Consider the following 11,885-nt stretch of genomic DNA (forward strand, 5'->3'; position numbering starts at 1 on the left):
ATGGGTCGATTTCGAGCGAAACCTCACGCCCGCGGCGTCAGCGGCCAGTCCATGACAATTTCGCGCAAGTCTTCCAGAGCCTTGCTGATCTGCAGCACGCCGAGATCGTCAAAGCGGTGGCCAATCACTTGAATGCCGATCGGCAGGTGCCGTTCATCGAAGGCGGTGCAGATGGTAGAGGCAGGTTGACCGGTCTGATTGAACATGGCGGTGAAGTGCGTATGGGCGAGCGGCATCTCGCGCGAAACGCCCGGCTCCTCGGCCGGAAAATTCACCACCGGCAAGGTCGGCGCGATGACATAGTCCCAACCCTCGAATGCCGCGAGCAGCGCCGACTTCATCTTTGCGATCTCGCCCAGGGCGCGGTAGAGATCGGCGCCGGAATGGCTGCTGCCGGCCAATGCCCACGCGCGGATATAGGGATCGATGTCGTCGTCGCCGTGCAGTGGCAGGCCGCAATATTCGACGAAACCGCGCACCTGGAGGAAAAGATCGATCGGTGCATAGGCGTCATGGTCGAGCGGCGACACAAACGGTTCGACATTGGCGCCTGCGCCCGCCAACAGCCGGCCGGCAGCCTCCACTGCCTCGCGCACGGCGGGTTCCGGCCTGAGCCCGAAGCCCATGTCGGTCAGGACGCCGATCCTGACACCCCTGAGGTCGCGCTCGAGGTGATTGTGATACAGGGCGCCATCGCCGGGAAAGCTCCAGGTATCGCGCTCGTCGGGACGCGCGAGCACGCTCAGCATGCGGGCAATGTCCTCGACGCGCCGTCCCATCGGACCCGCCATGCGCATGGTATCGGCAGGCAGGTGCGGCACTCGGCCATGGGTCGGCTTCAGCGATGCGAGACCGCATTGGGACGATGGCAATCTCACCGAACCGGCGATGTCGGTACCAACCGACAGAAAGCCCATGCCGGCCGCGCCCGAGGCGCCGGCGCCGCTCGAGGAACCGCCGGTGTTCCAGGCCAGGCCCCACGGATTGCGGGTGACGCCGTGCAGCGAGCTGATGCCGGAAGCCATCAGTCCGCAATCGGGCATGGTGGTCTTGGCGAAGATCGGCGCGCCGCTTTCCATAAGCGCCAGCGCCGGCGGCGACGTATAGTCAGACGGCGGCAAGTCGCGGTTGGCGCCGATGCCGTGCCTGTAGGGCCAGCCGGCAATGGCGACGCTGTCCTTCACGGTTACCGGAACACCATCGAGAGGGCCGGCTTGTGTGCCGGCCCGGTAGCGCGCCTCGGAGGCTTGCGCGGCGGCGAGCGCCTGCTCCGGCCGGAAACAGAACAGGGCATTCACCGCCTTGTTGGTCGCCTGCGAATGATCGACGACGGTTCTGGTGACCTCGACCGGCGACAGTTCGCCCGTCGCATAGGCATTCACCAGCGCACCGACGCTCATGGCGACCAGACTTTCGATGGACATATGCAATTCCCTGTGGGTGAGGCGAAATGCCAGCGCCGACAGTGTCTGGATTACGAAGCTTGGCTGTGTTGCGGTAGGGCGTCGATCTGCCGGACAAGAAATGATGGAGCATGAGACATACCCCTTTGCGCCATTCCCAGCGAAACTACACTGGGAAGAACGGTTTGCAGCCGCGCTTCCCCATGTCCGCAAAGCAGACGAGCCAAGGCAGTATGAGCAGATTCGACGAGGAGCAAACTTTGGTTCAGGCGAGCATCCGCTCGCTGCCCGGTTGGCAAGAGCGCGCCGTCGTGGCCGAACCCGCCCTGCCCGTCCTCGCCTCGCCGAGCTGGCGCGGTGTCGATGGCTCGCCCTGGCGTGTCAGCGACACGGCGAGCGGCGAGACCCTGTTCGTCAAACTGATGGACCCCGATGCGGTCTTCTATATCGATGTCGCCTGCGCCTTCGAGGCAGCACAGCGGGCTTCCGATCTCGGCATCGGACCGAGGGTGCTCAAGGCCGATATTGCCTCCGGCATGCTGGTGATGGAGGATCTCGACAAGGGCTGGCGCGTCGGCACGCTCGACCAGTTGCTCGATACCGCCATCGTCGACAAGATCCTCGCCGCTCGACAGCGTTTCCAGGATGGCCCACCATTGCCGCGCACAGCCAGCGTATTCGACGAGATCGAGCGTTTTCATGCCGACGCGATCGCGGCGAACGCCGTACTTCCGTCGGAAGCGGACTGGCTGCTGGCGGAACTGCAACTCGCCGCCGAAGCCATGCGGCCGCTCGCAGCAAAAGCAGTGCCGGTCCATGGTGACGGCAACATTTCCAACGTGCTGATCAGCGATGCCGGCGAGGTACGGCTGGTCGACTGGGACCGGGCGGCCAATGCCGATCCGCTGGAAGATCTCGGCAGTTTTCTTGTCGAGGCCTTCGACGAGATGCCCGAAGCGCGCGACGCCTTTTCCCGCATGACCGGCGGCTTCGACGAAAGAGCCTTCAACCGGGCGTGGCTCTACGGTATCGCCGATGATTTGCGTTGGGGCCTGATCGGGGCGCTGGTTGCGGCGAAGTCGTCGCGCGATACGCATGAATTCTACAAATTCGCCAGCTGGCGATTCCTGCGTTGCCGAATGGCGCTGCGAGAGCCGCGCTTCGGCCAGGCGCTGCGGAGGGTCTGATGTCGATCAGGAAGGCCCTTGGTCAAGCCAGCAACGACCACGAACATGCACTGGAGCACGCGGTTGGTCGGGTGCCACAATGGCGAGGCCGCGATATCAGCTACGCCGCGCTCGTCGGTGGCCTTATGAACCAGAATTGGGTCGTCGAGGTCGCCGGAGACAGCCGAAGCTATTTCGTCAAGGTGCCGGGCGCGGGTTCGGAAATGTTCGTCGATCGCGTGGTCGCCAACCAAGCTGCACGCAACGCGCATTCCATTGGCGTAGGCCCCCAGGTCGTGTTCTTCGACCCCGGCGACGGCGTCGAGATCAGCGAATTCCTTCAGGGATATCGGGCCTGCACCAATGCGGATTTCTCCAGTGCCGCGATCCAGAGCGCGGTTCTCGATATCTATCGCCGTGTTCATGCCGGCCCGGCGCTGTCGCTGACCAAAACCATCTTCGACATGATCGACGAGCACATCGACCATGGCCGCCAACTCGGCTCGCATTTTCCGCCTGCCATGCCGTGGATCGAACACCGCTATGAGCAAGCCAGATCCGCATTCATGGCGTCCGGCCTGGACCTCGTTCCCTGCTTCAACGACCCCATGCCCGGCAATTTCCTGATCGGCCTCGACAGCGCAGGCCAGCTGCCGATGAAGCTGATCGACTACGAGTTCGCGTCCAACAATGAGCGCGCCTATGAACTCGGCGTCCTGTTCGCGGAAATGTTCTACGACGAAAAACTCATCCTTGAGCTGGTCGAGCAATATTATGGCTCGACCAAGCCCGATATTGTCGCCCGCGTCATGCTCAACCGCGCATTGGCCGACGTTAAATGGGCGTCCTGGGCGGTGGTGAATCGCAAGCTCAAGACCTGGGATTTCGACTACCAGAAATACGGCGTCTGGAAGTACATGCGCGCACGCGATGTCATGTACGACCCGCGTTGGGAGGCCTGGCTGCGCGCCATTTGAGCAAGCGCAGCCGTTCCGCTGGCGAACCCGTTAAATGGCTTCGTGCAGCGCCTCTTGCGCGGCATTCCAGGCGCCGGATGTGAAAGCACCGGCACCCGCCCTGTCGGCTTCTCCCCCGGAAAGAGGAATGGACGACCCCGAAGCGAGCGGCCGAGCGAGTTGATGCGCTTCGCGTGGAGCCATGCCGAAATGCCGGCTGAAGGTGCGGGAGAAATGGGAGACGTTCTTGAAACCGACCCGGTAGGCGATCTCGGAGACCGTGAGGTGTCCCTTCGGATCGGCGACCAGCAACTCGTAAGCGCGCTGAAGACGCTTGACCTGCATAAATTGACCAACCGTCGTGTCGTCGTCGTTGAACAGGCTGTAGAGATAGCTGAGGGATATCCGGCTGCTGGCGGCGATCTTTCGCGGCGAAAGATCCTGGTTACCGAGATTGGTCTCGATGAAATCGAAGATGCGGCGGCGCAGGCGGTAGCGGGCGTTGCGCACGTCAAGGGTCGAACCACGATCCTCTGCGCCAATGGCAAGAGCAATAAAACCGAGGATCTCGGTGGCCAATGCCTCCGGATTGGGCGGAGGGCAATCGGCGAACAGGTCCACCACTCTGCGCAGCAGGTCGACCAGCAAGAGCGTCATCTGCCGGTTGGCGTCAAAGCGGCAGCCTATGTGATCGTCGACCGAGGCAAGGCGCCCTCTCAGCTCCACTGCCGGAATCCGAACCATCAGCAGGAGTGCCTCGGTGTCCGAGGAAATCTCATAAAACTCCATCTGGCTCAGAAGAATGTACTCGCCGGCATCGATCGTGCCTGAACGCCCGGCCTGGCTATAGTGGAGACGTTCGCTCAAGGGTACGACCAGCATATAGGACTGGTCACGCACACCGGCCACGCGTTCCCGGCTGCAGACGAGCTGGCGTTCGGCAACTGCCAGATCAACGAAAAGGCGGCCAATCTGGATCTGCCGTTGTGTTACCAGTCTGGTGCGAATACCCGGATTGTGCATCATGCTTGGTTCCTGTCCTCAACCTCCCTGTTGACAACTATTTGTTTTTATTCGCTCATTTCTGACACTCCCGCAACGATGACGTCGGTCCCCGCCTTGCGCAGTGCCGCGGCCAGCGTTCCTGAAGGCTGTTTGTCGGTGACGAGGCGGTCCACCTCATTCCATCGTGCACAGACTGAGACGGCGAGTTGATCGAACTTGCTGTGGTCGGCGACCACGATCGCCTCGGCAGCGCGCTCGATCATGGCGTTGTAGACGGCACCGGCCTCTTCGTCGGCGTCGTATATGCCTCGCGCGCTGATGCCGGTCGCGCCCACGATTGCCCGGTTGGCCTCGTAGCCGTTGATGCTGGCGATGGTCTGCGCACCGAGCAGATATCCCTCGCCGGGATGAAGCCTGCCGGCGCAGAACAACACGCGGATGGTTGGGTTGGTACCAAGCGCGCTGGCACTGGCGAAGTCGTGGGTGATGACCGTGATGTCCCGGTTGCGGGCCGCCAGGAACCGGGCGACGTGATAGGTGGTGGCCCCGCCGCCCAGCATCAGTACTTCCTTCGGAAGTATCCTTGCCGAAACCGCGGAAGCAATGGCTTCCCGTTCCGCGACCATTATCCGGCGACGGTCACTGCGCGCCGCCTCAAACGCAAATGGGCGAGAAGCGCCGCCATAGGTGCGGTTGATTAGCCCCTGTTCATGCAGTTCCAGCAGATCCCTGCGGATGGTCTCCCCGGAGACGCTCAAAGCCACCGCCAGTTCGGTGGCCCGCAATGTGGGTGCCGCAGCCAGTTGCGCCATGATGCGCTGTTGGCGAACCGCTTTGGAAAGCCGGTCCTTCTCCTGCATCGGTGAGGCAGACCGCTGCAGGCTCCCATCCTTCGTTGGCAAATGCGCTCCACTGCTCATCGACCGACCGGTCTCCATTCTGCTTGGAGCGAACTAACCGCTCACCCTGCCGTTCCGAACTGGGAAATCTTACGCATGGCTTCTGTGGATTGTCCACAGAAAATGTGGTACTGCCCTCATACTGGCTGTGAAGGCATCATCTCGTCTGCCTCTGCAAAATTGGTTGCATTGTGACAGGCAGCCATCCGCCGAGTGGTGGAAGCCATAAGCATGGGCACCAGATTTGGAATGAATCTTGCATGAAAATAGACCGGCCATATCGGATCTGGCTCGGGCACGTTTATGAACCTCATCAGCGTCGACATACGAATGCTCCGGTCTCTGCAATGTGTCGCGGAAACCGGCAGCATTACGGAGACGGCGCGGCGCCTCAGCCGCTCACAGCCGGCCATTACCCTGCAACTTCAGCGGCTCGACGACATTTGCGGCTGCAACCTGTTCCGTCATGACGGACGCAAGATGGTGCTCACTTCCGATGGCAGGCTGGTGCTTTCTTATGCAAATTCGATTCTTCGCCTGCACGACGAGCTGCTGTCGCGGCTCTCATCGCCCGATATCGAAGGCCAGGTGATCCTCGGCACCCCCGACCTCTATGCTGCCTATCTGCTGCCGTCGATCCTGGCCGTATTCCAGCGCGCCTTCCCGCGCGTCCAGGTCCAGCTTCAATGCTCGCTGTCGACGCCGCTGGTCGCGCAGGTCCATCGCGGCGAAATCGACATCGCGCTGGTCACGCGGATGAACGACTTCATCGGCGGGCGGGTCGTGCGTCAGGAACAGCTCGTCTGGATCACCGGGGAACACTCAACGGCGCATATCGAGACACCCTTGCCGCTGGCACTGCTGCCGCCTGGCAACATCTATCGCGACCACGCCATCGAGCACCTCGAAATGGCGGGCCGCCCCTGGCGCATCGCCTGTGTCAGCGAAAGCGTCAGCGGCCTCCAAGCCGCGGTGTTTTCGGGTATGGCCGTCACCGTTCTCGGCCGCAGCGCGCTCGTTTCGGGCATGCGCGAGATCGTCGCCAGAGTTGAATTTCCGACACTGCCAAAAGTCGACCTGCTGCTCTACAAGGCGCAAGGTGCGACCACACCGGCCGCCAAGGCACTGTACGACTATCTTTCGCATTATCTCAATATCAGCCGCGAGATCGGTGGTGTGCTGATGCCGGACTTGCGCGAAGCCGACAGCGAAGAACCAATCAGTTGAGCGGTGGCCATTCCTGCGCCCAGGGCTGCGCCTGCTCGAAGGCCCCGGCGAGAGCAATGATGGAGGTCTCCCGCATCCATGGCGCGATCATCTGCAGGCCGATCGGCAGACCCGAGGCATCGCGCCCGCAAGGGATCGTCGCGGCTGGCAGGCCGCACAGATTGACCGGCCAGGTGAAGGGCGACCAGCCCAGATGCGCGTCGACCGGTTGCCCATCGACACGGGAAGCGCCGAGAGTGCCGGCCGCGAAGGCTGTCACCGCGACTGTCGGCGTCAGCAATAGGTCGACGGTGCGAAACAGTTCGACGAACTGGCTCCTCAGCCGTGTGCGCAGATGCGTCGCCGCCATATAGTCCGCACCGCTGTAGCTGAGGCCCTTTCGAAGAACCGCGCGAAACTCGTCGTCCGAATCGATAAACGCATCCTCAGCGCGATCGCCGACCGATGCCGCTTGCTCCGTGAAGGCGATCGGCTTGAGCACCTTGTCCAGCATATGCGGGTCGAGGGCGAAAGGCACCTCGACGAGTTCGGCCCCGGCGGACGCCAGGATATCCACGGCAGCGATAAACGCCGCCCGGACTTGGCGGTCGACCGGCGCGTAGCCGAAATCGACAGAGAGAGCGACACGCAGGCCCCTGGCTGACGCCGGGGTCCTTGAATACTCCTGTGGCTTCAAGGCGAGCGAGGCGGCGTCGCGCACGTCGTAGCCCGCAATTGTCTCCAGCAGCCGGGCCGCGTCCGCGACCGTCCGCGCGATCGGGCCGGTATGCGCAAGCGATGCCCATGACGGCGGGAAGAAGCCGGGCGCGCGCGAAACGAGGCCAAAAGTCGGCTTGAGACCAAAGACCCCGCAGAACGAAGCCGGGACGCGGATTGAACCGACGCCGTCGGTGCCAATCGCCAGCGGGCCGCAGCCGGCGGCGACACCGGCGGCGGCACCGCCGCTGGAGCCGCCACTGGTGCGGTCCGGTGACCAGGGATTGCGGGTGACGCCGCTGACGGGACTGTCGGCGGTGAGCTTGTAGCCGGATTCACAGGTGGTCGTTTTGCTGGTTACGAGGGCGCCGGCGGCACGCAGGCGGCGCACGACATGCGCATCGACCTCAGGCACGAAACCGGCGAGCGAAGGTGCGCCCGCTTTCGCCGGTTTACCGGCGACGAAGACGAGATCCTTGACGGTGATAGGAACGCCCGCCAGCGCACGGTTCTCAATGCCCTTTCGGTAGCGCTGTGCGATCACCTTGGCGGCGGAAACAGCCTCGTCATAAAGGTCGGTCACCACGATGTCGCAGACAGCGTCCGCGCGGCGGAGCGCCGACACCGTATCGTCGATCACGTCGACAGCGTCGAAACGGCCTGCTCTGTAGCCGGCGACCATGTCGGCGGCGGAAAGACGCGCAAGGTCGCCCGGCGCGCTGGCCGCGCCGAAATTGGCTGGATTGACGGTCATAAGCCCTCCCGGGCCGGACTCGCGCGGCCGAACCGCGCCGGCCGGCCGCTATTGTCCTTTTGTTGCACCCTGGCCGGCGTTTTGAAGCGCAGCCGCTACCGCTCGCCGTGCCATGACCATCACCAGATTGGCGCGATAGTCGCGATCCGCGTGGATATCGGAATTCAATCCCGATGGATCCATCGAGACGCGGTTGAGCGCATCCGGATCGAACCGCTCCTGCAGCGCCGCCTCGACGTCGAGCGCCCTGAAAACCGACGAGGCCGCACCGGTGACGGCGACACGCACCTTTCCGGCCGTCCGTGCGACGAACACGCCCACAAGCGCATAGCGCGACGCCGGGCTGCGGAATTTCGCGTAGGCCGCCATTTCGGCAACCGGGATGCGGAAACCGGTAACGATTTCCCCGGGTTCGAGCGCCGTCTCGAACATGTCGACGAAGAATGCGGCGGCGGCGACCGTCCGCCTGGTCGTGATCACGGTGGCATCAAGCGCCAGGATCGCCGCCGGATAATCGGCGGCTGGATCGTTGTTGGCGACGGAACCGCCGATCGTGCCGCGATGGCGCACTTGCGGGTCGCCGATCTGCCCGGCGAGCGCGGCCAGTGCGGGGATATGCGTCCGCACCAGCGCGGAGGACGCCACGTCGTAGTGGCGCGCCATGGCGCCGACCACCAACGCGCCCTCCTCCAATTCGATCTCGCGAAGTGCTGCCACCGCCGAGAGATCGATGATCGCGGCCGGCGCGGCCAGGCTTTGCTTCATGGCAGGCAGCAAGGTCATGCCGCCGGCCAGGATTTTGGCATCGTCGTGCTTGGCCAGCAGAGCGGCCGCCGCCACGGTCGTCGCGGGCTTCAGATAGGCGAAGGATTTCATCGAAGCCTCCTCATTCGGCCGCGAGCGCGGCGCGCGAATTGCGGATGATGTTCCAGATCCGGTTCGGCGTGGCCGGCATATCGACATGGGTGATGCCCAGCGGCTGCAGGGCGTCGACCACGGCGTTGATGACGGCAGCTGGTGAGCCGATGGTGCCGCACTCGCCGCAGCCCTTCACGCCCATCGGCGTATGTGTGCAGGTGGTGGAGTGCGGCGCAACGACGATCGCCGGGAAATTGTCGGCGCGCGGCATGCAATAGTCCATGAAGGACCCGGAGAGCAGCTGTCCGGAGCTCTCGTCGTAGACGCCGTGCTCGAACAGCGCCTGGCCGACGCCCTGGGCGATGCCGCCTTGCAACTGACCCTCGACGATCATCGGATTGATGATCGTGCCGACATCGTCGACGGCGGTATAGCGCTCGAGCGTCACCGTGCCGGTGTCAGGGTCGATCTCGACTTCGGCGAAATGCGCCCCGCCGGGATAGGTGAAGTTGACCGGGTCGTAGTAGGATTGCTCCTCAAGCCCGGGCTCGAGCGTTTCCAGCGGATAGTCGAACGGCACATAGGCCGCACCGGCGATCTCGGTGAACTTCTTCTTGCGATCCGTGCCGGCGACGGAGAACTCCCCGGCCTCGAAGACGATATCCCCTAGGTCGGCCTCGAGCTGGTGTGCCGCGATCTTCCTCCCCTTCAGGATCACCTTGTCGGCCGCCTTCGAAAGCGCTGCGCCACCGACGACGAGCGAGCGCGAGCCGTAGGTGCCCATGCCGAACTGCACCTTGGCGGTGTCGCCGCAGACGATGTCGATATCCTCGAACGGCACGCCAAGACGATCCGAGACGATCTGCGCGAAGGTCGTCTCGTGGCCCTGGCCGTGATTGTGGGTGCCGATCAGCACGGTGACGGCGCCGGTTGGATGCACTCGCACCGTGGCACTTTCGTAGAGACCACCGCGCGCCCCGAGACTGCCGGCGAGCCGCGATGGCGCAAGCCCACAGGCTTCGACGTAGGTGGAGAGTCCGAGGCCGCGATATTTGCCGCGGTGCGCCGATTCCAGCCGCCGCTGCTCGAAGCCTTCCACATCGGCGAGCTTCTCGGCCCGGTCGAGGCAACCCATCGGATCGCCGCTGTCATACTCGACGATGACCGGCGTCTGATAGGGATAGGCCTCTGTCGGGATCATGTTGCGACGTCGGATCGCGCGCTTGTCGATGCCCATCTCGATCGCCGCTACATCGACCAGACGTTCCAGCACGAAGGTCGCTTCAGGCCGCCCGGCGCCGCGATAGGCATCGACGGGAACGGTGTTGGTGAACACCACCTTGACCGAGCAGTGGATCGCCGGCATGCGATAGACCCCCGACAGCAGCGGGGCATAAAGATTGGTCGGGATATTGGGCCCGAAGGTCGAGAGGTAGCCCCCCATATTGGCGAGCGTGCGCACCCTCAAACCCAGAAATTTGCCGCTCTCGTCGAGGGCCAGGTCGGCCTCGGTAAAATGGTCGCGGCCATGGGCATCGGAGACAAAACCTTCCGACCGCTCGCATACCCACTTGACCGGCAGCCCGAGCTTGGCGGCGGCCCAGGTGACGACGGCTTCCTCGGCATAGTGGAACTGCTTGACGCCGAAACCACCGCCGACGTCGGGCGCCACGACGCGTAATTTGTGCTGGGGGATATGAAGCACGAACTCGCCCATCAAGAAGCGCACCACATGCGGAAACTGGCTGGTGGTCCACAGCGTGTGCTGGCCGGTGGCGAAATCGTACTCGCCGATCGCCGCGCGTGGCTCCATCGGATTGCCGATAAGGCGGTTGTTGACCAGCTCGATGCTGGCGACATGCGCGGCGTCAATGAAAGCCGCCTCGACGGCGGCGGCGTCGCCCAGTTCCCAGTCGCAGCAAAGATTGTCCGGAATGTCGTCATAGACGGCGGGCGCCCCCGCCTGCAAGGCTTCGACGACGCTGACCACGGCGGGCAGGATCTCGTACTGGACGTCGATCGCCTCCACCGCGCTCCGCGCCTGCTCGACCGTTTCCGCCACCACGAAGGCGACGGCGTCGCCGACATGGCGCACCTTGCCATGCGCGATCGGCGGGTGCGGCGGCTCTTTCATCGGGTTGCCGTCCTTGCCATGGATGCCCCAGCCGACCGGCAGGCCGCCGACATTGTCGGCTTTCAGGTCTTCGCCGGTATAGACCGCCACCACGCCCGGCATCGCACCGGCCGCCGTCACGTCGATCGCCCCAAGCCGGGCATGCGCGTGCGGCGAGCGCAGGAACGCGCCGAACAGCATGCCGGGCCGCTTGATGTCGGCGACGTAGTTGCCACGCCCGGTGACGAAGCGCAGATCCTCCTTGCGTTTTGGCGACGCGCCGATGCCGACCACTTTTGACATGTTCATGAGTCCCTCACTTCGCATCGCGCATGGCGGCAGCGCCGGCGATCACCGATTTGACGATGTTGTGGTAGCCGGTGCAGCGGCAGAGATTGCCCTCCAGCCAATCGCGCACCTCGACCTCGCTCGGATCGGGATTGCGCCCGACGAGGTCGACCGCGCTCATCAGCATGCCTGGCGTGCAGAAGCCGCACTGCAGTCCATGGTTTTCATGGAAGGCCTGTTGCATCGGATGCAACTTCGCCTGCCCGGCGGCCGACAGGCCTTCGACCGTCATCACCGAGCCGCCATCGGCCGAGACCGCCAGCATGGTGCAGCTCTTCACGGACTCGCCGTTGAAATGCACCAGGCAAGCACCGCATTGGCTGGTGTCGCAGCCGACATGCGTTCCGGTGAGCGAGAGCTGCTCACGCAGCAGCTCCACCAGCAGCATCGCCGGTTCGACCGAGACGCTGACCGGGCGTGCATTGAGCGTGAGACTGATTTCCATGACGGGCTCCAAATC

10 protein-coding genes are annotated in these 11,885 nt (G+C 63.7%); 3 read left to right on the forward strand and 7 right to left on the reverse strand.

Annotation, left to right across the window (positions count from 1 at the left end; translation table 11 throughout):
• Nucleotides 1-23: 23 nt before the first annotated feature.
• Nucleotides 24-1,424 carry an amidase gene (locus NKJ08_RS20175; RefSeq protein WP_352782929.1) on the reverse strand — a complete coding sequence of 467 codons (1,401 nt, stop codon included), beginning with the start codon at nucleotides 1,422-1,424 and terminating at the stop codon, nucleotides 24-26.
• A gap of 212 nt (nucleotides 1,425-1,636) precedes the next feature.
• Here NKJ08_RS20175 and NKJ08_RS20180 point away from each other — a divergent pair, with 212 nt between their 5' ends.
• The gene (locus tag NKJ08_RS20180; RefSeq protein WP_352782931.1) at nucleotides 1,637-2,590 is read left to right on the forward strand and encodes a phosphotransferase; all 954 of its coding nucleotides are present in this window, start codon (nucleotides 1,637-1,639) and stop codon (nucleotides 2,588-2,590) included.
• Nucleotides 2,590-3,546 carry a phosphotransferase gene (locus tag NKJ08_RS20185; RefSeq protein ID WP_352527292.1) on the forward strand — a complete coding sequence of 319 codons (957 nt, stop codon included), beginning with the start codon at nucleotides 2,590-2,592 and terminating at the stop codon, nucleotides 3,544-3,546. The genes NKJ08_RS20180 and NKJ08_RS20185 overlap by 1 nt, the downstream gene beginning before the upstream one ends.
• A gap of 30 nt (nucleotides 3,547-3,576) precedes the next feature.
• Here the strand turns inward: NKJ08_RS20185 and NKJ08_RS20190 are convergent, their stop codons facing one another.
• A complete protein-coding gene (locus NKJ08_RS20190) occupies nucleotides 3,577-4,551 on the reverse strand; it encodes an AraC family transcriptional regulator (protein WP_352782934.1) in 975 nt (324 codons plus the stop codon).
• A 44-nt stretch (nucleotides 4,552-4,595) separates the two neighbouring features.
• Nucleotides 4,596-5,450 (reverse strand): DeoR/GlpR family DNA-binding transcription regulator, encoded by an 855-nt coding sequence (locus tag NKJ08_RS20195; protein WP_352527290.1) that lies wholly within the window; start codon nucleotides 5,448-5,450, stop codon nucleotides 4,596-4,598.
• A gap of 282 nt (nucleotides 5,451-5,732) precedes the next feature.
• Between NKJ08_RS20195 and NKJ08_RS20200 the strand changes: the two genes are divergently transcribed.
• The gene (locus NKJ08_RS20200; RefSeq protein WP_352527289.1) at nucleotides 5,733-6,656 is read left to right on the forward strand and encodes a LysR substrate-binding domain-containing protein; all 924 of its coding nucleotides are present in this window, start codon (nucleotides 5,733-5,735) and stop codon (nucleotides 6,654-6,656) included.
• Here NKJ08_RS20200 and NKJ08_RS20205 read toward each other — a convergent pair.
• Genes NKJ08_RS20205 through NKJ08_RS20220 form a run of 4 tightly spaced genes read right to left on the reverse strand, consistent with a single transcriptional unit; the run spans nucleotide 6,649 to nucleotide 11,870 of the window.
• Entirely contained in the window at nucleotides 6,649-8,106 is a 1,458-nt protein-coding gene (locus NKJ08_RS20205) for an amidase (protein WP_352782938.1), read from the reverse strand. The genes NKJ08_RS20200 and NKJ08_RS20205 overlap by 8 nt on opposite strands.
• A gap of 48 nt (nucleotides 8,107-8,154) precedes the next feature.
• Nucleotides 8,155-8,982 carry an FAD binding domain-containing protein gene (locus NKJ08_RS20210; protein WP_352782940.1) on the reverse strand — a complete coding sequence of 276 codons (828 nt, stop codon included), beginning with the start codon at nucleotides 8,980-8,982 and terminating at the stop codon, nucleotides 8,155-8,157.
• 10 nt (nucleotides 8,983-8,992) lie between these two features.
• Nucleotides 8,993-11,380: a xanthine dehydrogenase family protein molybdopterin-binding subunit gene (locus NKJ08_RS20215; RefSeq protein ID WP_352782964.1), complete on the reverse strand. Its 2,388-nt coding sequence runs from the start codon at nucleotides 11,378-11,380 to the stop codon at nucleotides 8,993-8,995.
• Nucleotides 11,381-11,393: 13 nt separating this feature from the next.
• Nucleotides 11,394-11,870: a (2Fe-2S)-binding protein gene (locus NKJ08_RS20220; RefSeq protein WP_352527286.1), complete on the reverse strand. Its 477-nt coding sequence runs from the start codon at nucleotides 11,868-11,870 to the stop codon at nucleotides 11,394-11,396.
• Nucleotides 11,871-11,885: the final 15 nt, after the last annotated feature.

The sequence above is a fragment of the Mesorhizobium sp. M0244 genome, from assembly GCF_040321795.1.
In the GTDB taxonomy this organism is placed as follows: domain Bacteria; phylum Pseudomonadota; class Alphaproteobacteria; order Rhizobiales; family Rhizobiaceae; genus Mesorhizobium.

Coding starts and splice junctions, on each gene's coding strand:
- NKJ08_RS20175 (WP_352782929.1), bottom strand. CDS start 1,424: ATGTCCATCGAAAGTCTGGTCGCCATGAGCGTCGGTGCGCTGGTGAAT.
- NKJ08_RS20180 (WP_352782931.1), top strand. CDS start 1,637: ATGAGCAGATTCGACGAGGAGCAAACTTTGGTTCAGGCGAGCATCCGC.
- NKJ08_RS20185 (WP_352527292.1), top strand. CDS start 2,590: ATGTCGATCAGGAAGGCCCTTGGTCAAGCCAGCAACGACCACGAACAT.
- NKJ08_RS20190 (WP_352782934.1), bottom strand. CDS start 4,551: ATGATGCACAATCCGGGTATTCGCACCAGACTGGTAACACAACGGCAG.
- NKJ08_RS20195 (WP_352527290.1), bottom strand. CDS start 5,450: ATGAGCAGTGGAGCGCATTTGCCAACGAAGGATGGGAGCCTGCAGCGG.
- NKJ08_RS20200 (WP_352527289.1), top strand. CDS start 5,733: ATGAACCTCATCAGCGTCGACATACGAATGCTCCGGTCTCTGCAATGT.
- NKJ08_RS20205 (WP_352782938.1), bottom strand. CDS start 8,106: ATGACCGTCAATCCAGCCAATTTCGGCGCGGCCAGCGCGCCGGGCGAC.
- NKJ08_RS20210 (WP_352782940.1), bottom strand. CDS start 8,982: ATGAAATCCTTCGCCTATCTGAAGCCCGCGACGACCGTGGCGGCGGCC.
- NKJ08_RS20215 (WP_352782964.1), bottom strand. CDS start 11,380: ATGTCAAAAGTGGTCGGCATCGGCGCGTCGCCAAAACGCAAGGAGGAT.
- NKJ08_RS20220 (WP_352527286.1), bottom strand. CDS start 11,870: ATGGAAATCAGTCTCACGCTCAATGCACGCCCGGTCAGCGTCTCGGTC.